Source organism: Arthrobacter liuii, assembly GCF_014639275.1.
Taxonomy (GTDB): domain Bacteria; phylum Actinomycetota; class Actinomycetes; order Actinomycetales; family Micrococcaceae; genus Arthrobacter; species Arthrobacter liuii.
In genome coordinates this window covers 68,515-90,401 of sequence record NZ_BMFW01000013.1, presented here as the reverse complement: position 1 = coordinate 90,401, position 21,887 = coordinate 68,515, and the positions used below count along the sequence as shown (strand labels likewise).

Below are 21,887 nucleotides of genomic sequence, written 5' to 3'. Positions count from 1 at the left end.
ATCTAGCGGATTTCAACGGTCCCCAACAAGGGGCAATCAGTATTGTTTAGTTCGAGCTCTACTACGGCGTGTAGTCAGCAGCCTGCCCCGCAGGACTGCTGAAACAGCAAAGAAGGCGGCCACCGGTGATCCGGTGGCCGCCTTTTGCGTTCCCCGTGTGCACTGTAAGGGACACGAAAACCGTAAGGTGGGGGCCCGCCTCCAGACGTGCTGAGACCGGGAGCCGGACCCCCTGACGAATGCCCCCCGAGACGAAGACTGTCCAGCCTTCCCCCCAACAAGGTTGGAGAACACCGCCAATCCACATAATCGGGCAAACGCTTGCTAAGCGCAATGCCGCTCCGGCGCGTTACGCCGGCGTGTTGGTGGCAAAGCTGTGGAACATGGTCCGCTGCGGCCCGGCGGAGCCGCCAGGATAAGGCCCTGCATCGGCAAAGCCGGCGCGGCGGTACGCGGACAGGCCCGCAGGGTTTTCTTCGTTGACGGAGAGTACGACGCCGGACTCGCCACTTTGGTGCCTCGCGGTGAGCCTGGCCGCGGCCTCCACCGCGGCCGCGGCCGCGAGCGTCCCCAGCCCCCTGCCCTGGTGCCGCCGGTCGATCAGGAACCCGCGCAGCAGCCAGGCGGACTGGTCGTCGGGCCAGCCGGCGAGCCGTGCCGCCCCCGCCTGCAGGGTCAGCAGGCCCACGGCGTCGCCTTCGGCCTCGACCACATAGGGCCGTCGTGATTCTTCGGCCAGTCCTGCCAGGGCCATCCGCAGGGGGTCGCCCACGAAACGCTCCTGGCCGGGCAGCACCGCCATGTTCGCGACGGCACCGAGCTGGATGGCCCGGGCGCCATCGTCCAGGTCCTGCAACGGGATGAGCCAGACCCATCCCGCGGTCCTAGTGCCCATAGAAGACACGCTCAAAGACTGCCCGGGCGCGGCGGCTCACCCTCAGGTAGTCCTCCTCCAGTGCGGCAGCGTGTCCCGGATCGTAGCCGCACCAGCGCGCCACGGCCTCGAGGTCGCGGCGGGAGGAGGGCAGGAGGTCGGAGGCCTTGCCGTTCCAGATGACGTTGGCGGACCGGATGCGGCTGGCAAGCCGCCAGGCTTCGGCCAGGAGCCGGGCGTCGGCGCCATCCAGCAGGCCAAGTTCCGTGGCGGCTGCCAGTGCCTCCAGCGTGGACGTGGTCCTCAGCTGCGGATGCTTCCCGGCGTTCTGGAGTTGCAGCAACTGCACCAGCCACTCGACATCGCTGAGGCCGCCGCGGCCCAGTTTGAGGTGGCGTGCAGGGTCGGCGCCGCGTGGCAGCCGCTCGGATTCCACGCGCGCCTTGATGCGCCTGATTTCGCGCACGTCCTGTTCCGATACCGATTCCGGATACCGGATGGGGTCGATCAGCTTGAGGAAATCAGCCGCTAAGGAATCGTCGCCGGCCATGGGGCGTGCCCGCAGCAGGGCCTGTGCTTCCCAGACCAAGGACCAGCGCCGGTAGTACTCGGCGAAGGAGTCAAGGGAACGCACCATGGCCCCGTTTTTACCCTCGGGCCGGAGGTCGGCGTCCATCTGGAGGACGCGCTCGGCCATGATGGCCGGTTTCAGTGGCTGGGTAAGGAGGCTGGACACCTTCGCCACGATGCGGGCAGCCTGTTCCTGCGCCTCCGCTTCGGCGAAGCCCGGCAGTGCCCGGTGGACATACATGACGTCGGCATCCGAGCCGTAGCCGATTTCGCGGCCGCCCTGGCGCCCCATGGCCACCACCAGGACGGTGGTCTTGAGCGGTCCGTCGGCGGAGACGATTCCTTCCGCCACCCGCAGGGCCCCCAAGACCGCGGCACGGTCCGTGTCTGCCAAAGCGTGGCCCACCTGCTCCTGCTCCAGCAGCCCGGTGGAATCGGCGATGGCGATGCGCAGGATTTCCCGCCGCCGGATCAACCGGATCAGGCGCATGGCGCTCTCCGGGTCCGCGTGCCGGGACATCTTGGCGGTGATTTCCTGCCACTGGGCTTCGAAGCCCACGGGTACCAGGTCTTTGTCCTGTCCCAGCCAGGCGACGGACTCCGGGGAGACTTCCAGCAGGTCCGCGATCAGCCGGGAATTGGAAAGCATGTGGCACAGGCGTTCGGCGGCGGCGTTGGAGTCACGGAGCAGGCCCAGGTACCAGTGCGTGGTGCCCAGCGCTTCGCTGACGCGGCGGAATGCCAGGAGGCCTGCATCCGGGTCCACGCCCTCGGCAAGCCAGTCCAGCAGGATCGGCAGCAGCTGGCGCTGCAGGGCGGCACGGCGGCTCACCCCGGCTGTCAGCGCCTCGATGTGCCGCATCGCCCCCTTAGGGTCCCGGTAGCCGAGGGCTGCCAGCCGTCCCTGCGCGGCCTCAGGGGTCAGCTTGGCATCCTCAGTGCTGAGCTTGGCAGCAGTGTTCAGCAGCGGCCGGTAGAAGATGCGCTCGTGCAGTTCCCGTACCGAGCGTTTGGTCCGCTGCCACGCGGACAGCAGGGAATCCGGGCTGGGCCGCTCGTTGGAGAAGGGTCCCAGCACGGCCTTGGCCAAGGACCGCAGCGCCGGTTCCGCCACGGGCATGAGGTGGGTGCGGCGCAACTGGAACAGCTGGATCCGGTGTTCCAGGAGCCGCAGGTAACGGTAGGCGTTGTCGAAGGCCGCCGCGTCGGAACGGCCGATGTAGCCTCCGGCTGACAGCGCGGCAATCGCAGAGGTGGTGTCCCGCCGTCGTAATGTCTCATCCGCCTTGCCGTGCACCAGCTGGAGCAGCTGGACGGTGAATTCGACGTCCCGCAGCCCGCCGCGTCCCAGCTTGATCTGGCGCTGCTCCTCCGCGGGCGGAATGTGCTCGGTGACCCTGCGGCGCATCGCCTGGACGGACTCCACGAAGCCTTCCCGCCCGGCCGAGCTCCAGATCAGTGGTGCCACGGCTTCCTCGTAGGCCCGGCCCAGTGCGGCGTCGCCGGCGATGGCACGGGCCTTGAGCAGTGCCTGGAATTCCCAGCTTTCAGCCCACCTGGCGTAGTACGTCTCATGGGAGGCGAGGGTGCGGACCAACGGCCCCGATTTGCCCTCGGGCCTGAGGTTGGCGTCCACCTCCCACAGGCCGGGTTCCCTGGCGACCGATGAGATGGCCCGGGAGATGCCGCTGGCCAGGGCGGTGCCGATGATGCTGGCCTGCGCATCCTCCAGGCTGCCGGAGTCCACCACGTAGATGACGTCGACGTCGGAGATGTAGTTCAGTTCCCGGGCCCCGCATTTGCCCATCCCGATCACTGCCAGGCCGACGTCGGCGACGTCGGCAGCGCTGTGCTGCTCCGCAGCCTCCGCCCGGGAAACGGCGAGGGCAGCCTCGATGGCGGCAGCGGCCAGGTCCGCCAGTTCACCGCCCACCGACGGCAGGAAGTCCAGCGGATCCGCGGCGCAGAGGTCTTTCACGGCCAGGTCCACCAACCCGCGCCGGTAGGCGGTGCGCAGGGCAGCATAGGCATCCACGCCAGTGCTGGCGGCAACCGGACGGGCGGCCCGGGGGTCGGCGCCGACGGATTGCAGGAGCGTGGCGCGCAGCCGTGCCGGGTCAGCGGGCAGCGGCTCAGGACTGGCGCGGACCTCGAAGGCCTCGAGGTGCTCGGGGTGCCGGATGAGGAACTCCCCGAGAGCCTCCGAGGCACCGAGAACCCGGTACATCGGCTCGCTGGCCTCCGCCTGGGCGGCAGCCAGGTCCAGCAACTGCGGATGCTTCTCAATCAGCCGCACCAGCGACTGCAGGGCGGTGTCCGGGCTGGCCGCGAGCTGGAGCCCGGCAAAGAGCCTGTCCTGGTCCAGCCCGTCGAGTTCACGCGCGGCAAGGAACCGCTCGCCCTTCTCCAGGTCGCTGAATCCGGCCGCGATCAGGCGCCGCGCCAGGCTCACGACGGGCACCTAGAGGATGCCGAGGTTGCGTTGCAGCTCGTAGGGCGTCACCTGCAGCCGGTAGTCCTGCCATTCGGCGCGCTTGTTGCGCAGGAAGTGCTCGTAGACCTGTTCGCCCAGGATCTGCGGCATCAGCTCCGAGTCCTCCATGGAACGGATGGCATCGTGCAGGCTGGCCGGGAGGGGATCGTGGCCCATGGCCCGGCGTTCGGCGGAACTCAGCGACCAGACGTCGTCCTCGGCTGCGGCCGGAAGGTCGTAGCCCTCCTCGATGCCCTTCAGGCCCGCGCCCAGCAGGACCGCGTAGGCGAGGTAGGGGTTGGCGGCGGAGTCGATGCCGCGGTACTCGATCCGGGCGGACTGGCCCTTGCCCGGCTTGTACAGGGGCACGCGGACCAGCGCGGAGCGGTTGTTGTGGCCCCAGCTCAGGTAGCTCGGCGCCTCGCCGCCGCCCCAGAGGCGCTTGTAGGAGTTCACAAATTGGTTGGTGACGGCGGTGAACTCCGGGGCGTGCTTGAGGATGCCGGCAATGAACTGGCGCGCTGTCTTGGACAGCTGGAATTCTGCACCGGCCTCGAAGAACGCGTTGCTGTCGCCCTCGAACAGGGAGAAGTGCGTGTGCATGCCGGACCCGGGGTGGTCGGTAAACGGCTTGGGCATGAACGTGGCGTACGTGCCCTGCTGCAGGGCCACTTCCTTGATCACGGTCCGGAAGGTCATGATGTTGTCAGCCGTCTGCAGGGCGTCGGCGTAGCGGAGGTCGATCTCGTTCTGGCCGGGGCCGGCCTCGTGGTGGCTGAATTCCACGGAAATGCCCACGGATTCCAGCATGGTCACCGCGGTGCGGCGGAAGTCCTGCGCCACGCCACCGGGAACGTGGTCGAAGTAGCCGCCCTCGTCCACGGGCACCGGTGCGCCGTTGGGACCGGGTTCGTGCGATTTGAGCAGGTAGAACTCGATCTCAGGGTGGGTGTAGCAGGTGAAGCCCATGTCCGCGGCCTTGGCGAGGGTCCGCTTGAGCACGTTGCGCGGGTCGGCAGCGGAAGGCTCCCCGTCCGGGGTGAGGATGTCGCAGAACATCCGCGAGGTCTGCTCCGTCTCACCGCGCCACGGCAGGATCTGGAAGGTGGCGGGATCGGGCTGGGCCAGCATATCCGATTCAAAGACGCGGGCCAGGCCCTCGATGGAGGAGCCGTCGAAACCGAGGCCTTCCTCGAACGCTCCCTCGACCTCTGCCGGTGCCAGCGCCACGGACTTCAGCGAACCCACGACGTCGGTGAACCACAGGCGCACGAAACGTACGTCGCGCTCTTCGATAGTGCGCAGGACAAACTCTTGCTGGCGGTCCATGATGGCCTCTTCTCCGGTCAACGTCCATGCTCCGGGTCCGCGCAAAGGGCCGGCAGCCGTTCATCAACACTCTACTAATCATTCGGCGCCGGTGCTGAAGCTAATCATTCGGCGCCGGTGCTGAAGCCTGCGCCGTGCGTAACACAGCATTAACCTGGCGCCCTTAACCCGGTCCCCGGCGTGCCCGCGGTAGCTACCACCGCGGCCCCGGCACTACGCTCATCCCATGGCCTCAAGCAACAGCTCCGACTCCAGCGCGTCCGCAGAAGTACCCGCCCCCTACGGCAACGGCCCCGGCACGCCCGCCCCTGCCGACCGGAAGCCGGCAAAGGTCCGCATCCACCACTTGCAGCAGGCCAAGCGCGACGGCACAAGGTTCGCCATGCTCACCGCGTACGAGCAGTACACGGCAGAAATTTTTGACGCTGCCGGCATCGAGGTACTCCTGGTTGGGGATTCGGCTTCGAACAACGTCTTTGGCAATGAGACCAGCCTTCCGGTGACCGTGGACGAGCTACTCCCCCTGTGCCGCGCTGTGGCCCGGTCCGCCAAGCGCGCCCTGGTGGTGGCTGACCTGCCGTTCGGAAGCTATGAGGTCAGCGCGGAACAGGCCGTTTCAGCTGGTGTCCGTTTCCTCAAGGAAGGGCTCGCGCACGCGGTGAAGATCGAGGGCGGCCAATACTACGCACCGACGGTCCGGGCAATGGTGCAGGCAGGCATTCCGGTCATGGCCCACATCGGCTTCACCCCTCAGAGCGAACACGCCCTGGGCGGGTACCGCGTCCAGGGCCGCGGCGATGACGCCCAGCGGCTGATCGACGACGCCCGCGCCCTTGCCGAAGCGGGCGCGTTCTGCGTGCTGATGGAAATGGTGCCGGCGGAGACGGCCGCGGCGATTGACGCAGCAGTGGAGGTCCCCACGGTGGGCATTGGCGCCGGCAAGGCAACCACGGGCCAGGTCCTTGTTTGGCAGGACATGGCCGGGCTCCGGGGCGGCCGGATGGCCAAATTCGTCAAGCAGTACGCGGACCTGCGCACCACCCTGCTGGATGCGGCCACCGCCTATGGCGACGACGTCCGCTCCGGCCAGTTCCCCGGCCCGGAACATTCGTTCTAGTCCCACCCTGACGATCCCTGAATCGGCGTACCGTCGGCAACCGCGCGGGCAGCTTTGACGGCGCCTGGGCGGTACTCCGGAAGCGGACGTCAAGGCGAGGCCGCCCGCGGCCGAGGCAGTCCGCGGAGGAGTGCCGCCCAGGCGCCCCCACGCCCGGGCGTCCTTGAGCCTGCGCACCCAACCGTTCAGTCGTCGTCGCCCTTTTCCCAGGCCTCGTTGCGCGCCTTGACCTTCTCCAGGGCATGCTCGGCTTCCGCGCGGGTCTTGTACGGCCCAATGAGCTGGCTCCAGTCCGAAAGCCGGTCCTCTTCCACCTCGTGGGTCTTGATGTTGAACCAGTACTCAGTCATCGTTGCTCCTCGTTCCGGCGGCAGGGAAAGCGGGGGTGATCCACGTAACACAAACACTTACGCGTGTCCTCCACCGCTTGTCGGTTGTTAGGCGTTCTGTGGTGCCTTATATGATCAATCTATGCCTTCCCTTGCCTCGACTGCACCCATTGGCACCCTCACCCCGGGTACCCTGAGTCCGCAGCGTCCCGTCCCGGCGTCCATCCCCCGTCCGGAGTATGTCGGCAAGCCCGCCCCCACCAAATTCACCGGCTCCGAGGTTAAATCTGCGGAAACCATCGAGAAGATCCGGATCGCCGGAAAGATCGCGGCGCAGGCCATCGTGGAAGTGGGCAAGCACATCCAGCCAGGGGTCACCACCGATGAGCTGGACAAAGTGGGTCACGAATTCCTGCTTGACCACCAGGCCTATCCGTCCACGCTCGGCTACCGCGGATTCCCCAAATCGCTGTGCTCCTCGCTGAACGAGGTCATCTGCCACGGCATCCCGGACAGCACAGTGGTCCAGGACGGCGACATCCTGAACATCGACATCACCGCCTACATCAACGGAGTCCACGGAGACACCAATTTCACCTTCCCGGTGGGCGACGTTGACGAGGAATCCCGGCTGCTTGTGGAGCGCACCCAGGAGTCGCTGAACCGGGCCATCAAGGCCGTGTCGCCGGGACGCGAGATCAACGTCATCGGCCGGACCATCCAGTCCTATGCCAAGCGTTTTGGCTACGGCGTGGTGCGCGACTTCACCGGGCACGGGGTGGGCGAGGCCTTCCACACCGGGCTGATCATTCCGCACTATGATGCTGCCCCCGCCTACAACACGGTAATCGAGGCCGGCATGGTGTTCACCATCGAACCGATGCTCACCCTCGGCACCGTGGAGTGGGACATGTGGAGCGACGACTGGACCGTGGTCACCCGGGACCACAGGCGCACCGCCCAGTTCGAGCACACCCTGCTGGTCACCGAGGCCGGCGCCGAGATCCTCACCCTGCCGTAGCTGTCCCATGCCCGCAGGGCATGGGAGCCGGTGCAGACCGGCACCTGTCATGGGCCGCCCAAAGCCGCCCCTTTTCCTGCCCGCCCTGTCAAGAACGGAATCCCATTGGCCAAGAAGGACGAGAAGTCGCACAAGAACGCACCGCTGATCGGCATCGACATCGGTGGTACGGGCATCAAGGGCGGCATTGTCGACCTGAAGAAGGGCAAGCTCCTTGGTGAACGCTTCCGCGTACCCACGCCGCAGCCCGCCACCCCTGCGGCCGTCGCCGAGGCCGTGGCCCTTGTGGTGGCCGAACTCTCGGCACGCCCCGAGGCCCCGGAAGCCGGTTCACCGGTGGGCGTGACCTTCCCGGGGATCATCCAGCACGGCGTGGTCCACTCAGCTGCCAACGTGGACAAGAGCTGGCTGGACACGGACATCGATGCCCTCCTCACCGCCCGGCTTGGCCGGCCGGTGGAGGTCATCAACGACGCCGACGCCGCCGGCCTGGCGGAAGCACGCTACGGCGCCGGTGCCGGTGTCTCCGGAACCGTCCTGGTGATCACCCTGGGCACCGGCATCGGTTCTGCGTTCATCTTCGATGGAAAACTGGTCCCCAATGCAGAGCTGGGCCACCTGGAGGTTGACGGCTTCGACGCCGAATCGAAGGCCTCCGCCGTTGCCCGCGAACGGGACGGGCTGTCCTGGGACGAGTACAGCGTGCTGTTGCAGCGCTACTTCTCGCATGTGGAGTTCCTGTTCTCGCCGGAACTGTTCATCGTGGGCGGCGGGATCTCCAAGCGCGCCGACGAGTACCTGCCGAACCTCAAGCTCCGCACGCCGATTGTCCCTGCTGTCCTCCGCAACGAGGCAGGCATTGTTGGCGCCGCGATCGAAATCGCCCTGCAGCACAAACTGGCCAAGTAGGAGTGGTGCCGGTGGCGGCCGCGGCTTCCCCTCAGCTGCCGCCACCGGAGTTTAGAGGGGGGTCTTCTCGGAGCTCTTGGCGCCGCTGGATGCGCCCTTGGCGTCTTCCTCGGCCTCGTGCCGAAGCAGGGCGATAGCAGTCTCGAAATCCTCCAGCGACTCGAACGCCTGGTACACGCTGGCAAAGCGCAGGTACGCCACTTTGTCGAGTTTCTGCAGGGGCCCAAGAATCACCAGGCCAACCTCGTGGGCATCGATTTCGGCAGCTCCTGACGCGCGGATCTGCTCTTCGACTTCCTGGGCCAGCATGGCGAGGTCGTCCTCGCTCACGGGACGGCCCTGGCAGGCTTTGCGCACGCCGTTGATCACCTTGCTGCGGCTGAAGGGCTCCCCCACGCCGGAACGCTTGATCACGGACAGGCTTGTGGTCTCCACGGTTGTGAACCGGCGGCCGCATTCGGGGCACTGCCGGCGCCGGCGGATGGCTGAGCCGTCATCCGCCATCCGGCTGTCCACCACGCGGGAATCGGGGTTCCGGCAGAACGGACAGTACATGGCGTTCCCCCTTTCCGCTTGTGGTGTGCAGAGTGATTGGAAGCCATCAGCACCGCCGGGGGGCGATGCCGTGGCGCCTCCAGTTTACGGGCACATCTGGGGTAATAACAATCCTGTAATTACTACATGTAGTGGTGTCACCGTACGCCGGGGAAACGGGCGGTGACGGCGTCCCCGTGGGCAGGAAGGTCTTCTGCCCGGGACAGGCTCACAATGTGTCCGCTGACCTCGGCCAGGGCTTCCCGGCTGTAGTTGACCACCTGGATGGCGCGCAGGAACGTGGTCACGTTCAGGCCCGACGAGAAAGCCGCCGTGCCGCTGGTAGGCAGCACGTGGTTGGAGCCGGCGCAGTAGTCGCCAAGGCTGACCGGGCTGTAGTCCCCCACGAAAATGGCGCCCGCGTTCCGTATGCGTGCGGCCACCGCGGCCGCGTCCCGGGTCATGACTTCCAGGTGCTCTGCGGCGTACGCGTCGCAGGCGGCAATGCCCTGCTCCAGGCCGTCCACCAGCACAACGCCGGACTGCGGCCCTGACAGCGCCTCCTGCACCCTGGCCGAGTGCTTGGTTGCGGCGGCCTGCAGTGCCAGTTCAGCACGCACGGCCGCGGCCAGGTCCTCGGAATCGGTAATGAGGACTGAGGCCGCCTTGGGGTCATGCTCGGCCTGGCTGAGCAGGTCCGCAGCAACCAGCGCAGGCTGGGCGGAGTCGTCGGCGAGGATGGCGATCTCCGTGGTTCCTGCCTCTGAGTCAATGCCGACGACGCCCTTGACCAGGCGCTTGGCCGTGGCGACGAAGATGTTGCCGGGCCCGGTCACCACGTCAACGGGTTCCAGGGCCGGACCCGCCGGGGTGGCTTCGATGCCGTAGGCGAAGGCGGCGATGGCCTGCGCCCCGCCGATGGCATAGACCTCGGTGATTCCCAGCAGCGCTGCTGCCGCCAGGATGGTGGGGTGCGGCAGCCCGCCGAACTCCCTCTGGGGCGGCGAGGCCAGGGCAATGGACTCCACTCCTGCCGCGAGTGCGGGCACCACGTTCATGATCACCGACGACGGGTACACGGCAAGGCCGCCGGGGACGTAGAGTCCCACGCGGGCCACGGGCACCCAGTTCTGGCTGACAATCGCGCCGTCGCCCAGTTCGACGTCGACGTTGCGGGGGCGCTGGCCGTCAGCGAATTTCCGTGCCCGGCTGATGGATTCCTCCAGCGCGGCGCGCACGGCCGGGTCCAGCTGGTCCAGGGCTGTGGCGATCGCCTCCCTGGGGACCAGCGGGTGTTCCTGCGCGACGCCGTCGAACAGCTCCGCCAGCTCCGCCAGCGCCGCGAAACCGCGCTGCCGGACGGCGGCGATGATCTGCAGGACCTTTTCCTCGGCGTCCGCCACGGTGCGGCCCTTGGCGCGGGGCACGGCGGCACGCAGGGCAGACAGGGTCAGGTCGCGGCCCCGAAGGTCGATGGTGCGGAACTCGACGGCGGCTGTCACGGGGGCGGGAAACTCCGGGGAAGTGGTCACCGGTCTATTTTACGGGGCTGAGCCCGCCCGCCGTTCCGGCACCGCCGGCGTCGGACTTTCCGTTCGCCACACCTACCAGCTCCAGGACGAAGACGGACACGGCCGTGGCGGCGGGCCAGAGCAGCAGGACCGGCCAGGACCGCAGCGAGAAGGCGACGCTGGCGTTCACTGAGGTATCCACGGCCGGTCCCCACAGCCGGGCCGCCAGGATGCCTGTCCCCCAAGCCACGACGCTGCCCGCCAATGCTCCGGCCAGCCCGGTCAGCAGTGCAGCCTGCGGGTCCGGACGCTTGCCGTCAGCCAGGAACACGGCCAGCAGGCAGCCGGCCAGCACCAGGATCCCCGCCAAGGTGAGGTCGCGGGGCAGCCAGACCATGGGAACGGTGCCGGAGGCCAGGGCCGGGTCGCGGGTGAGCAGGTTCAATCCGCCCGGCGCCAGCAGCCACCAAAGGATCCCGGCGGGTACTCCCGCTGCTGCCGGGACCAGCAGCAGGGACCATGGCAGCCACCTGGCGGCGCGGGCGAAGTTTGTCATGCAACACACCTTAACAAAGGTTCCTGCGAGGCTGGTCGGCCCCGGTGCTGCCGCTGCCTTTTTCCCCGCCGCGTCCGTGGGCCAATACGCTTGGAGAAAGAGTTCCACCATTTAGTCCAGGAGTTCCGGTGACCAACAACAGCGAGCCCTTCGAGCAGACGTTCAGGGAGATGTTCCGCCGGCACGCTGCGGGCGTCGCCATCATCACCGTCAACTACCAGGACGAGCCCTACGGCTTCACCGCCACGTCAGTGGCGTCCCTGTCCGCCAGGCCGCCGCGCTTCACGTTCAACATGGCGCGCAGTTCCAGGTCCTGGCCGGCAGTGGCCAACACGCAGTACCTGGGTGTGCACATGCTGGGCCTGGAGAACCAGGAACTGGCGGCCCGCTTTGCCCGGCCGGGCAACCGCTTTGAAGGCAACCACTGGGAGATTGGCCCGCACGGGGTGCCCATCCTGAAGGACGTGGCCGGGTGGCTGGTCGGCGAGGTCCAGATGCGGCTCTCCTTCGAGAACAACGCGGTGGTGGTGGTCCAGGTGGTGGACGGCCAGGTGGGGGGCGAAGGGTCACCCCTGCTGTACCACGGCGGCGCCTACGGCCAGCCGGTGCCGCTGGACTACGAGATCTGACCCCGACTCAACCAGCGCGGCACTGGACGCGGACGACGCCGGGAGGTGCTTCCCGCCGTCGGCCGCGTCTATGGAGGGCGTCCGGTCCGTCCCGGGCGCCGGGACGCTCCTAGGCGTCCAGGCAGGCCGGGCCCAGCAGGACCTTCAGGTCGCCGAACAGCGACGGGCTGGGGTTCACCCGGAGATGGACCGGCAGGCCCATGATCTCCGTGCGGGTGTCGCCCTGCAGGTGCAGCCGCACTTCCGAGTTGCCCCGGTGGGTTCGCAACACGTCACCAAGCTCCGTGACCACTGCCTCAGTGGCCTTGTGGGTGGGCATGGTGATCACCAGGGGACCGTGCAGCCCTTCGCTGAGGTCCGGCACGGACAGCTCCATGCAGTTCAGGGTGATGGCACCGTCGTCGCGCTTCTGCAGCCGGCCCTTGACCACCACGATCAGGTCCTCGGCAAGCACGGAAGCGATGGGCCCGTAGACCTGGCCGAAGAACATGACCTCGATCGAACCGCCCAGGTCCTCCACCTCGGCCCGGGCGTACGCATTGCCGCTCGCTTTCGCGATGCGGCGGCTCAGCGACGTGATCATGCCCGCGATGGTGATGATGGCGCCGTCCTGCGGCCCGTCCTCGCCCAGGATGGAGGTGATACTCATCTCGGCGTGCTGGCTGAGCAGGCCCTCGAGGCCCTGAAGGGGGTGGTCTGAAACGTACAGGCCCAGCATGTCCCGTTCGAAGGAGAGCTTGTCCTTCTTCTCCCACTCGGGCAGGTCCGGAATCTCGATGCTGAGCGACGCCTCCGATTCGGCCTCGTCAAAACCGGCGAAGAGGTCAAACTGGCCAATTGCCTCGTTGCGCTTGAGGGTGATGACGGAGTCGATGGCCTCTTCATGGATCATGGCCAGGGCGCGGCGGTGGTGGTTCAGCGAATCGAAGGCGCCCGACTTGATCAGGGATTCGATGGTCCGCTTGTTGCAGACCACCGCCGGCACCTTCATCAGGTAGTCCTTGAAGGACGTGTAGGCACCTTCGCTCTCGCGTGCGGTGACCATGGCCTCAACGGCGTTCGCACCCACGTTGCGGATGGCGCCCATGCCGAAGCGGATGTCGTTGCCCACCGGGGTGAAGTTCAGGGCGGACTCGTTGACATCCGGCGGAAGCACCGTGATGCCCATGCGGCGGCATTCGTTCAGGTAGATGGCCGACTTGTCCTTGTCGTCACCCACGGAGGTCAGCAGTGCAGCCATGTATTCGGGCGCATAGTGCGCCTTCAGGTAGGCCGTCCAATAGGAGATCACCCCGTAGGCGGCGGAGTGGGCCTTGTTGAAGGCGTAGTCGGAGAAGGGCAGGAGGATGTCCCACAGGGTCTTGACGGCCTCCATGGAGTAACCGTTGTCCTGCATGCCCTGGGAGAAGCCGGCGAACTGCTTGTCCAGTTCCGACTTCTTCTTCTTGCCCATGGCCCGCCGGAGGATATCTGCCTGGCCCAGCGAGTAGCCGGCCAGCTTCTGCGCTACGGCCATCACCTGCTCCTGGTACACGATCAGGCCGTACGTGCCGCCGAGGATCTCCTTGAGCGGTTCCTCCAGCTCCGGGTGGATGGGAATGACTTCCTGGATCCCGTTCTTGCGCAGCGCGTAGTCGGTGTGGGCATTGGCGCCCATGGGCCCCGGCCGGTACAACGCCAGAACGGCGGAGATGTCTTCGAAGTTGTCAGGCTTCATGAGCTTGAGCAGGGACCGCATGGGTCCGCCGTCGAGCTGGAACACACCAAGCGTGTCGCCGCGGGCCAGGAGCTCGTAGGACGGGGCGTCGTCGAGTTCGAGGTTTTCCAGGTCCAGGTCGATGCCCCGGTTCATCTTGATGTTCTCGAGGGCATCGGAAATGATCGTCAGGTTCCGCAGGCCCAGGAAGTCCATCTTGATCAGGCCAAGGCCCTCGGACGTCGGGTAGTCGAACTGGGTGATCACCTGGCCGTCCTGGAAGCGGCGCATGATGGGGATGACGTCGATGATGGGGTCCGAGGACATGATGACGCCGGCCGCGTGCACGCCCCACTGGCGCTTCAGCCCTTCGATGCCCAGGGCCGTTTCGAAGACCTTGGCGGCTTCCGGATCGGTGGCAATCAGCTGCCGGAAATCGCCGGCCTCGCTGTAGCGCTTGGCCTCGGGGTTCTGGATGTCCGCCAGCGGAATGTCCTTGGCCATCACGGCGGGCGGCAGGGCCTTGGTCAGCTGCTCGCCCATGCTGAACGGGTAGCCCAGGACCCGGGAGGAGTCCTTGAGGGCCTGCTTGGTCTTGATGGTGCCGTAGGTGACGATCATGGCCACGCGCTCGTCGCCGTACTTGCGGGTCACGTAATCGATGACCTCCGAGCGGCGCCGGTCATCGAAGTCGACGTCGAAGTCGGGCATGGAGACGCGGTCCGGGTTGAGGAACCGTTCGAAGATCAGCCCATGGCGCAGGGGATCGAGGTCGGTGATGCGCATGGCGTAGGCAACCATGGAGCCTGCACCGGACCCACGCCCGGGGCCCACGCGGATGCCGTTGTTCTTCGCCCAGTTGATGAAGTCGGCAACCACCAGGAAGTAGCCCGGGAAACCCATGGAGGTGATGACGCCGAGCTCGTAGTCCGCCTGCTTGCGGACCTCGTCCGGGATGCCGCCCGGGTAGCGGTACTTCAGGCCCGTGTCCACTTCCTTGACCAGCCATGAGGTCTCGTCCTCGCCGGGCGGGCAGGGGAACCGGGGCATGAAGTTGGCGTCCGTGTTGAAGGACACCTCACAGCGTTCAGCAATCAGCAGGGTGTTGTCGCACGCCTCGGGGTGGTCGCGGAAAAGCTCCCGCATCTCCTGCGGGGACTTCAGGTAGTAGCCGCTGCCCGAGAACGCGAACCGCGAGCCGCCGTTGTCGTAGGTGGGTTCCAGCAGCGTGGAACCGGACTGGATGGCCAGGAGGGCCTCGTGTGCCTTGGCGTCATGCTCGTGCGTGTAGTGGAGGTCGTTGGTGGCCACCAGCGGCAGGTTCAGGTCCTTGGCGAGCCGCAGCAAGTCGCCGGTTACACGCCGCTCAATGTCCAGTCCGTGGTCCATGAGTTCGCAGAAGTAGTTTTCGGCGCCGAAGATGTCCCTGAACTCGGCCGCGGCCTCGAGCGCCTCGCGGTACTGGCCAAGCCGGAGCCGGGTCTGGACTTCCCCGGAAGGGCAGCCCGTGGTGGCGATGAGCCCCTCCGAGTAGGTGTTGAGCAGTTCCCGGTCCAGCCTGGGCCATTTGCCGAACACCGAATCAAGGGAGGCGATGGACGAGGCCCGGAAAAGGTTCCGCATGCCCACGTTGTTGTAGCTCAGGAGCGTCATGTGGGTGTAGGACCCACCGCCGGAGACGTCGTCCTTGCGCTGGGATTCATCGCCCCAACGCACCCGCTCCTTGTCCGTCCGGGCGGTACCGGGAGTCACATAGGCTTCGACGCCGATGATCGGCTTGATGCCCTTGTCCGTGGCCTTCCGCCAGAAGTCGAAGGCGCCGAAAAGGTAGCCGTGGTCCGTCGTGGCAAGGGCAGGCATGCCCAGTCGCTCGGTTTCATCGAACAGCTCCCCCAGGCGGGCAGCTCCATCCAGCATGGAATATTCGGTGTGGGTGTGCAGGTGGACAAACGAATCATTGCTGGAAGTCACCGCACTATTCTAAGCGCTGCCTGCGGCCCGACCGCGTCAGGCGGCGCGTCAGGCCTGTCCCGATTCCAACACTTCCAACGCGTAGGCCAGGTCCTGCGGATACTCGCTGGTGACCCTGACGCGCTCCCCCGTGACGGGATGGTCGAACGCCAGCTCCCGGGCGTGCAGCCACTGCCGCGTGAGTCCCAGGTTCGCCGCCAGCCGCGGGTCTGCGCCGTAGGTCAGGTCGCCGGCGCAGGGGTGGCGGAGCGCGGAAAAGTGGACCCGGATCTGGTGGGTACGGCCGGTTTCGAGGTGGACCTCCACCAGGCTGGCTTTTCCGAATGCCTCCAGGACCTCGTAGTGGGTGACGGACGGGCGGCCGTCCTCGAGGACGGCAAAGCGCCAGTCGTGCCCGGGGTGGCGGCCGATGGGGGCGTCGATGGTTCCCGTCAGGGGGTCCGGGAGGCCCTGCACCACGGCGTGGTACACCTTGTCCACGGTGCGCTCCTTGAAGGCCCGCTTGAGGGCTGTGTAGGCCCGCTCTGACTTGGCCACCACCATCACGCCGGAAGTGCCGACGTCGAGCCGGTGGACGATGCCTGCCCTCTCGGAGGCACCGGAGGTGGAGATGCGGTAGCCGGCGGCGGCCAGGCCGCCCACGACAGTGGGCCCCACCCAGCCGGGCGAGGGATGGGCTGCAACGCCGACCGGTTTGTCGATGACGACGAAGTCGTCGTCATCAAGCACGATGTTCAGGCCTTCCACAACTTCCTCCACGACTTCCAGCGGGTCCCGCCGTTCCGGAACGGTGACGTCGAGGATGTCCCCGGCCACGAGTTTTGCCGACTTGCCCAATGCCTTGCCCCTGCTCAGCACGTGGCCCTCGGCCAGCAGGGATGCCGCTGCGGAGCGGGATACCCCCAGGAGGCCTGCCAGCCCGGCGTCTGCCCGGGCCCCGCTGTACTCTTCGGCGACGACGATGCGCTCACTCATGCCCGGGCTTGTCCTTGTGTCCGCTCCCCAGCCGCGTTCCGTCCAAAGCGATTCCCCGGATGGTCAGGATGCAGATGATGGCGACGGCGGAGACGACAGCCGAGTCGGCGATGTTGAAGATGGCGAAGTTTGGAAGCTGGATGAAGTCCACCACGTGGCCCATCCCGAAGGACGGCTTACGGAAGAGCCGGTCGGTCAGGTTGCCCAGTGCCCCGCCGAGCAGCAGCCCCAAGGCCAGGGACCACCAGGCGGAGCCCAGCCTGCGGACCTGGAAAAGGATCGCGACGGCGACACCGGCCATGATGATGGAAAACACCCACGTGACGTTTTCGCCGATGGAAAATGCGGCGCCGGAGTTCCGGATGAAGTACCAGTGCAGGAGGGGCGGCAGCACAGGGATGCGCTCCCCCTCCACCATGGTGGAGGTGACCCAGAGTTTCGTCAGCTGGTCCAGGACATAGGCGAAAACCGCGAACCCGGCGAACAGGGACAGCAGCACTGCCCGGCGGGGGCGCGGCGAGGGTGGAACAGGGCGTGCCGCGTCGGCGGCAAGTTCGTCAGTCATGGTGCTTTCAATTCGTGGAACTGGGTGTCAATGCCAAAAAGCCGGTGGCCGAGGAATCCTCAGCCACCGGCTTTCAGAATACGTGCTGCCAGAGTTAGTTGGCTTCGCTGACTTCCGGGGTGGCAACGGAGCCACGGGCGTCCAGGTCGCGGAGCTGGCCTTCTATGTAGGCCTTCAGGCGTGAGCGGTAGTCGCGTTCGAAGCCGCGGAGCTGCTCCACCTTGCGTTCCAGGACGGAGCGCTGCTGCTCCAGGGCACCAAGGATCTTGCGGGACTTCTCCTGGGCGTCGTTGACGAGGCTGCTGGCTTCGATCTGCGCTTCGGCGATGATCTTGTCCTTCTGGGCCTGGCCGTCGGCGACGTGCCGGTCGTGCATCTGCTGCGCCATGGCCAGCAGGCCGGCAGCCGATTCTGCTGAAGGAGTGGCCGCAGCAGCGGCCGACGCCGGTGCCGCGACGGCCGGGGCAGCGGGCTGGATGTCCTTCTTCTTGGCGGCCTCGGCAGCCTTCGCCTCGGCTTCGGCCTTCTCGCGTGCTTCGTCCTTGTCAGCCTTGACCGGCGCGGGAACCTTCTCCACCACGGGCGCGGCGGCGGAGCTTGCCGGAACGCTGGAACCTGCTTCGGCGAGCTTCTTGCGGAGCTCGTCGTTCTCCTGGTTCAGGCGGCGAAGTTCGACGACGATCTCGTCCAGGAAGTCGTCAACCTCGTCCTGGTCGTAGCCCTCACGGAACTTGGTGGGCTGAAAGCGCTTGTTGACAACGTCTTCTGGCGTCAAAGCCATCTGGTCACCTCACTGGTCTGGTTAGTCAGTAGGCCTTCCGGCCGTCAAAACTACGGTACCTAAATTTGGTCTGCTTACTCTAATTCAACACTGCAGTGTCAAACGGGAGGTTTCTTTGCTTTACAGTAACTGTTCCAAGGAGGATCCGACTGCATTGCGGGGTCTGGTCGGTAAATCAGGCCAGGCCCCTGGTGACGTTCATCGCGATGCTGACGCCGATGAACAGGATCAGGAAGCCCAAGTCCAGGGAGATGCCGCCTAGCCGGAGCGGCGGAATCAGCCGCCGCAGTCCCTTGAGCGGCGGATCGGTGATGGAGTACACCGCGTGTGCCGCCACCAGGGCCGCGCCCCGGGGCCGCCATTCCCTGGCAAACATCTGCACCCAGTCGAACACAAGACGGATGATCAGGGCGACGAAGAACAGCAGCAGGGCGAGATAGAGAAGTCCGAAAACAATTCCCATGACTTATTCCATATCTCCATATTCACGCGGGCCGTCCACTGTGGCGGCCGCTGTTGCACCGCTGTTGTCTTGTCTATTTCAGCACAGATGCCAGACAGGTGTCCCTGCCTGGCATCTCCGTACAGCCTTGGTACTCAGCTTTGGTTGAAGAAACTGGCCTGCGTGTCACTGGCCTTTTTGTCGTCACCGATAACTTCGACGTACGACGGTGAGAGCAGGAACACCTTGTTGGTCACCCGTTCAATGCTGCCCCGCAGGCCAAAGACGAGCCCTGCCGAGAAGTCCACCAGGCGTTTGGCGTCGGCCTCACCCATGTCCGTGACGTTCATGATCACCGGAATGCCGTCCCGGAAACTCTCGCCAATGAGCTTGGCATCGTTGTAGGAGCGCGGGTGGATGGTAGTGATCTGGCGCAAACCGGAGTTCTCCTCGCGGCTCGAAGCCGCACGCTTTATGGGGGTCACAGGGGCGCGGTATTCCTCTTCAGGGGCGTGGGACGCCTCGCGGCTGACTTCGCGGACCGGTGCCGGGGCACGGCGTTCCTCGCGGTCAACTTCCATGGGTTCGTCCTCATCCTTACGTGTGGTCTGTTGCTCGGACTCGTAATGCTCATCGCCGTCGGCGAGCCCAAGATAGATCATTGTCTTGCGCAGAGCGCCGGCCATGGTCGACTCCTAATCCTGTCCCGTAAGCGGGCCGCCCAATGATTCGATAGCACTGGAGTCCCCCGCCCATCACTTCCAATAGGTCCGACGCTACCCCACGGCGGGACGGGAACCGAGAATATCGGAACCGACTCGCAGGTGTGTCGCTCCGAACTTGATGGCAGCCTCCAGGTCCTGGCTCATGCCTGCCGAGATGCCCGAGGCAGCGGGGTACGCTGCAACGAGCCGGGCGGAAATCCCGGCCAGCTTTTCGAACGCCTGCTCCGGTGGCGCCCCCAGCGGTGCGACCGCCATCACGCCGGCCAGGTTCAGGCCCTCCACCCCGGTGATGAGTTCCGCCAGCACGGGCACGTCGGCGGCCCGCGCTCCGCCGCGGTGCATGCCGCCGCCGTCGTGGTCAAGGCTGACCTGGATGAAGCAGTCCAGTGGCGCGCGGCCGCCGGAGTCCATCTCGTTCCGTACTGCCTTTGCCAGGGCATCCACGAGCTGCGGCCGGTCCACGGAGTGGACCGCAGAAGCGTAGCGCGCCACAGACTTGGCCTTCTTGGTCTGCAGCTGGCCGACGAAATGCCAGGTGAGGGCGAGGTCGGCCAGTTCGAGCGCCTTGGCAGCGGCCTCCTGGTCCCGGTTCTCGCCCATGTCGGTCACCCCAAGGGCTGCCAGGCGCCGGATATCCCCTGCCGGGTGGAACTTGGTGACCACGATCAGGGTGGGCAACGTGTCCCCGCGGCCGGCGCTTTCGGCTGCCGTGGCAATACGCTTCCTTACCGCGGCGAGCCGTTCAGCGAGTTCCACCCCGCGGGGATCGTCGCCGGGGCCCTGCGCGGCACCGGGCAGCTCAGTCATGGCACCAGACCAGCCCGCCGAAACGGCCCGTCTTCCGGTCCCGCCGGTATGAATAGAGCGTTTCCGTCTCAAGGGTGCAGGCACCGGCATACTCCACCGCCACCCCAGCAGCTTCGAGCTGGCTCCGGGCACCGGCCGGAAGGTCCAGTGCCGGGGTTCCCCAGGAGGTGGTGCTCCGCGTTGCGGGCACCAGGGCGCACACCTCATCGCGCAAGGCGGCGGGGACTTCGTAGCAGGACCCGCAGATGGATGGACCCAGCCAGGCGCGGATCCGGGACGCGCCGAGGGACTTCATGCCCTCCACCGCAGCCGGCAGGACACTGTTGGCGATGCCCGGGCGCCCGGCATGCACGGCGGCCAGGACCGGCCCGTCCCCGGACTCCCCCGCAAGCAGCACCGGAATGCAGTCCGCCACCATGACCGCCAGGGGCAGGCCACGGGAAACCATGGCATCGGCGTCAGGCGCAGGTGACTCCGCGTCCATCAGGGCCACGGTGTTGCCGTGGACCTGGTTCATGAAGCGCAGCGCACGCGGCCCCACGCCGATGGACTGCTCCACACGGGCCCTGCGCTCGTGGACCGCAACGGGATCATCCCCCACGTGCAGGGCAAGGTTTCCTGCGCCGGCATCGGTGAATGCCGCCGACACCCCGGGCAGGATCTCGGCGCGCCAATGGAACAAGCCGCTGCCTACTTCAGGAAGTCGGGGACATCCAGGTCATCCGGGTGGTTGCCGGTCAGGTCCGGCTCCACCACGGACGGCAGGTCGACGTCGAAGCCCGAGTCGGCGGGGACAGCGGAGGGACGCTGCTGGCCCCAGTTGCTGAGTCCCGCGGCACCGACGCCGGCATGGATCGGCTGCACGTTCTGCTGGTGGTTTCCGTTTTGGGGGTGCGCCGAGGCCGGAGCGGCGGCAGGGGCAGCGGGCCGCTGCGGGGCGGCCTGCGGCTGGGACTGGTCCATGGAAGGTGAGGTGGCCTTGACGTCGTCGAACCCGGCGGCAATCACGGTTACGCGTGCTTCATCGCCCAGGGCATCATCGATGACAGCGCCGAAGATGATGTTCGCCTCAGGGTGGGCCACTTCCTGGACCAGGCGCGCCGCCTCATTGATTTCGAACAGGCCCAGGTCCGAGCCACCCTGGATGGACAGCAGGACGCCGTGGGCGCCATCGATGGACGCTTCCAGCAGCGGCGAGGCAATGGCCAGTTCGGCGGCCTTGACGGCGCGGTCTTCACCCCGGGCGGACCCGATGCCCATGAGGGCCGAGCCGGCACCCTGCATGACGGACTTGACGTCCGCGAAGTCAAGGTTGATCAGGCCGGGCGTGGTGATGAGGTCGGTGATGCCCTGGACGCCGGACAGCAGGACCTGGTCCGCGGAGCGGAACGCATCAAGGACGGACACGTTGCGGTCGCTGATGGACAGGAGGCGGTCGTTGGGGATCACGATCAGGGTGTCCACTTCGTCACGCAGGGCGTCAATGCCCGCCTCGGCGGAACCGGCGCGCCGGCGGCCCTCGAAGGTGAAGGGGCGGGTGACCACGCCGATGGTCAGTGCGCCAAGCGACCGGGCGATCCGGGCGACGACGGGCGCGCCGCCGGTGCCCGTGCCGCCACCTTCGCCGGCAGTGACGAAGACCATGTCAGCGCCCCGGAGGACTTCCTCGATCTCGTCCGCGTGGTCTTCGGCAGCCTGCTTGCCAACCTCAGGGTTGGCGCCGGCCCCAAGGCCTCGGGTCAGCTCGCGTCCGACGTCGAGCTTCACGTCGGCGTCGCTCATGAGCAGGGCCTGGGCATCGGTGTTGATGGCGATGAATTCAACGCCCCTGAGGCCGACCTCGATCATGCGGTTGACTGCGTTCACGCCACCGCCGCCGATGCCGACGACTTTGATGACGGCCAAGTAATTCTGCGGAGCTGCCACGTTACGTGTCCCTTGTTCGTGTCTTATTGCGAAAACTGATGATGAGCTTGAAGCCTGCAACCTTAACCTTCGAGTTGAAGGTTATAGTTATGTCAAGTAACTCTTGTCTGTGACGGTATTTCCTCTGCTGCACACATTCAATAACCG

At 66.4% G+C, this 21,887-nt stretch carries 20 protein-coding genes; 4 read left to right on the top strand and 16 right to left on the bottom strand.

Annotation, left to right across the window (positions count from 1 at the left end; all coding sequences use genetic code 11):
* Nucleotides 1-349 precede the first annotated feature (349 nt).
* Genes IEW19_RS13935 through glnA form a run of 3 tightly spaced genes read right to left on the bottom strand, consistent with a single transcriptional unit; the run spans nt 350 to nt 5,246 of the window.
* Nucleotides 350-895, bottom strand: coding sequence for a GNAT family N-acetyltransferase (locus IEW19_RS13935; RefSeq protein ID WP_188572218.1), 546 nt, complete (start codon nt 893-895; stop codon nt 350-352).
* Nucleotides 885-3,896, bottom strand: a complete 3,012-nt coding sequence (locus tag IEW19_RS13930) for a bifunctional [glutamine synthetase] adenylyltransferase/[glutamine synthetase]-adenylyl-L-tyrosine phosphorylase (protein WP_188572217.1) — start codon at nt 3,894-3,896, stop codon at nt 885-887. Before IEW19_RS13930 ends, IEW19_RS13935 begins: the two co-directional genes overlap by 11 nt.
* Before the next feature lie 9 nt (nt 3,897-3,905).
* Nucleotides 3,906-5,246 (bottom strand): type I glutamate--ammonia ligase, encoded by a 1,341-nt coding sequence (glnA, locus tag IEW19_RS13925; protein WP_141160830.1) that lies wholly within the window; start codon nt 5,244-5,246, stop codon nt 3,906-3,908.
* Nucleotides 5,247-5,472: 226 nt separating this feature from the next.
* Here glnA and panB point away from each other — a divergent pair, with 226 nt between their 5' ends.
* Nucleotides 5,473-6,363: a 3-methyl-2-oxobutanoate hydroxymethyltransferase gene (gene panB, locus IEW19_RS13920; RefSeq protein ID WP_188572216.1), complete on the top strand. Its 891-nt coding sequence runs from the start codon at nt 5,473-5,475 to the stop codon at nt 6,361-6,363.
* Between the two features lie 185 nt (nt 6,364-6,548).
* Here the strand turns inward: panB and IEW19_RS13915 are convergent, their stop codons facing one another.
* Nucleotides 6,549-6,713, bottom strand: a complete 165-nt coding sequence (locus IEW19_RS13915; RefSeq protein ID WP_110544584.1) for an SPOR domain-containing protein — start codon at nt 6,711-6,713, stop codon at nt 6,549-6,551.
* Nucleotides 6,714-6,834: 121 nt separating this feature from the next.
* On the opposite strand from IEW19_RS13915, the gene map reads away from it, so the two are divergent.
* Complete coding sequence (map, locus tag IEW19_RS13910) at nt 6,835-7,713, top strand: type I methionyl aminopeptidase (protein WP_188572215.1); 879 nt, start codon at nt 6,835-6,837, stop codon at nt 7,711-7,713.
* Between the two features lie 105 nt (nt 7,714-7,818).
* Entirely contained in the window at nt 7,819-8,622 is an 804-nt protein-coding gene (gene ppgK, locus IEW19_RS13905) for a polyphosphate--glucose phosphotransferase (protein ID WP_188572214.1), read from the top strand.
* A gap of 51 nt (nt 8,623-8,673) precedes the next feature.
* Here the strand turns inward: ppgK and nrdR are convergent, their stop codons facing one another.
* The 3 genes from nrdR to IEW19_RS13890 all read right to left on the bottom strand — a co-directional run bounded on the left by nrdR (nt 8,674) and on the right by IEW19_RS13890 (nt 11,223).
* A complete protein-coding gene (gene nrdR / locus IEW19_RS13900) occupies nt 8,674-9,177 on the bottom strand; it encodes a transcriptional regulator NrdR (RefSeq protein WP_188572213.1) in 504 nt (167 codons plus the stop codon).
* Between the two features lie 137 nt (nt 9,178-9,314).
* On the bottom strand, nt 9,315-10,688 hold the full coding sequence (gene hisD / locus IEW19_RS13895; RefSeq protein ID WP_188572212.1) for a histidinol dehydrogenase: 1,374 nt from the start codon (nt 10,686-10,688) through the stop codon (nt 9,315-9,317).
* A 4-nt stretch (nt 10,689-10,692) separates the two neighbouring features.
* On the bottom strand, nt 10,693-11,223 hold the full coding sequence (locus IEW19_RS13890) for a hypothetical protein (protein ID WP_188572211.1): 531 nt from the start codon (nt 11,221-11,223) through the stop codon (nt 10,693-10,695).
* Nucleotides 11,224-11,351: 128 nt separating this feature from the next.
* Between IEW19_RS13890 and IEW19_RS13885 the strand changes: the two genes are divergently transcribed.
* Nucleotides 11,352-11,852, top strand: a complete 501-nt coding sequence (locus IEW19_RS13885) for a flavin reductase family protein (RefSeq protein ID WP_188572210.1) — start codon at nt 11,352-11,354, stop codon at nt 11,850-11,852.
* Nucleotides 11,853-11,961: 109 nt separating this feature from the next.
* On the opposite strand, the gene dnaE is transcribed toward IEW19_RS13885, so the two are convergent.
* From dnaE to ftsZ, 9 genes are all read right to left on the bottom strand, one after another.
* Complete coding sequence (gene dnaE / locus IEW19_RS13880) at nt 11,962-15,519, bottom strand: DNA polymerase III subunit alpha (protein WP_188572209.1); 3,558 nt, start codon at nt 15,517-15,519, stop codon at nt 11,962-11,964.
* 48 nt (nt 15,520-15,567) lie between these two features.
* The gene (locus tag IEW19_RS13875; protein WP_188572208.1) at nt 15,568-16,494 is read right to left on the bottom strand and encodes an RluA family pseudouridine synthase; all 927 of its coding nucleotides are present in this window, start codon (nt 16,492-16,494) and stop codon (nt 15,568-15,570) included.
* On the bottom strand, nt 16,487-17,059 hold the full coding sequence (gene lspA / locus IEW19_RS13870; RefSeq protein ID WP_188572207.1) for a signal peptidase II: 573 nt from the start codon (nt 17,057-17,059) through the stop codon (nt 16,487-16,489). The genes IEW19_RS13875 and lspA overlap by 8 nt, the downstream gene beginning before the upstream one ends.
* 94 nt (nt 17,060-17,153) lie before the next feature.
* Nucleotides 17,154-17,840 (bottom strand): DivIVA domain-containing protein, encoded by a 687-nt coding sequence (locus tag IEW19_RS13865; RefSeq protein ID WP_188572206.1) that lies wholly within the window; start codon nt 17,838-17,840, stop codon nt 17,154-17,156.
* A 175-nt stretch (nt 17,841-18,015) separates the two neighbouring features.
* Nucleotides 18,016-18,303, bottom strand: coding sequence for a YggT family protein (locus IEW19_RS13860; protein WP_188572205.1), 288 nt, complete (start codon nt 18,301-18,303; stop codon nt 18,016-18,018).
* Between the two features lie 134 nt (nt 18,304-18,437).
* Nucleotides 18,438-18,968 (bottom strand): cell division protein SepF, encoded by a 531-nt coding sequence (locus tag IEW19_RS13855; protein WP_188572204.1) that lies wholly within the window; start codon nt 18,966-18,968, stop codon nt 18,438-18,440.
* Between the two features lie 90 nt (nt 18,969-19,058).
* Nucleotides 19,059-19,814 (bottom strand): YggS family pyridoxal phosphate-dependent enzyme, encoded by a 756-nt coding sequence (locus IEW19_RS13850; protein WP_188572203.1) that lies wholly within the window; start codon nt 19,812-19,814, stop codon nt 19,059-19,061.
* Complete coding sequence (locus IEW19_RS13845) at nt 19,807-20,496, bottom strand: purine nucleoside phosphorylase YfiH/LACC1 family protein (RefSeq protein ID WP_188572202.1); 690 nt, start codon at nt 20,494-20,496, stop codon at nt 19,807-19,809. The genes IEW19_RS13850 and IEW19_RS13845 overlap by 8 nt, the downstream gene beginning before the upstream one ends.
* An 8-nt stretch (nt 20,497-20,504) precedes the next feature.
* On the bottom strand, nt 20,505-21,740 hold the full coding sequence (gene ftsZ / locus IEW19_RS13840) for a cell division protein FtsZ (protein ID WP_188572201.1): 1,236 nt from the start codon (nt 21,738-21,740) through the stop codon (nt 20,505-20,507).
* Nucleotides 21,741-21,887 lie beyond the last annotated feature (147 nt).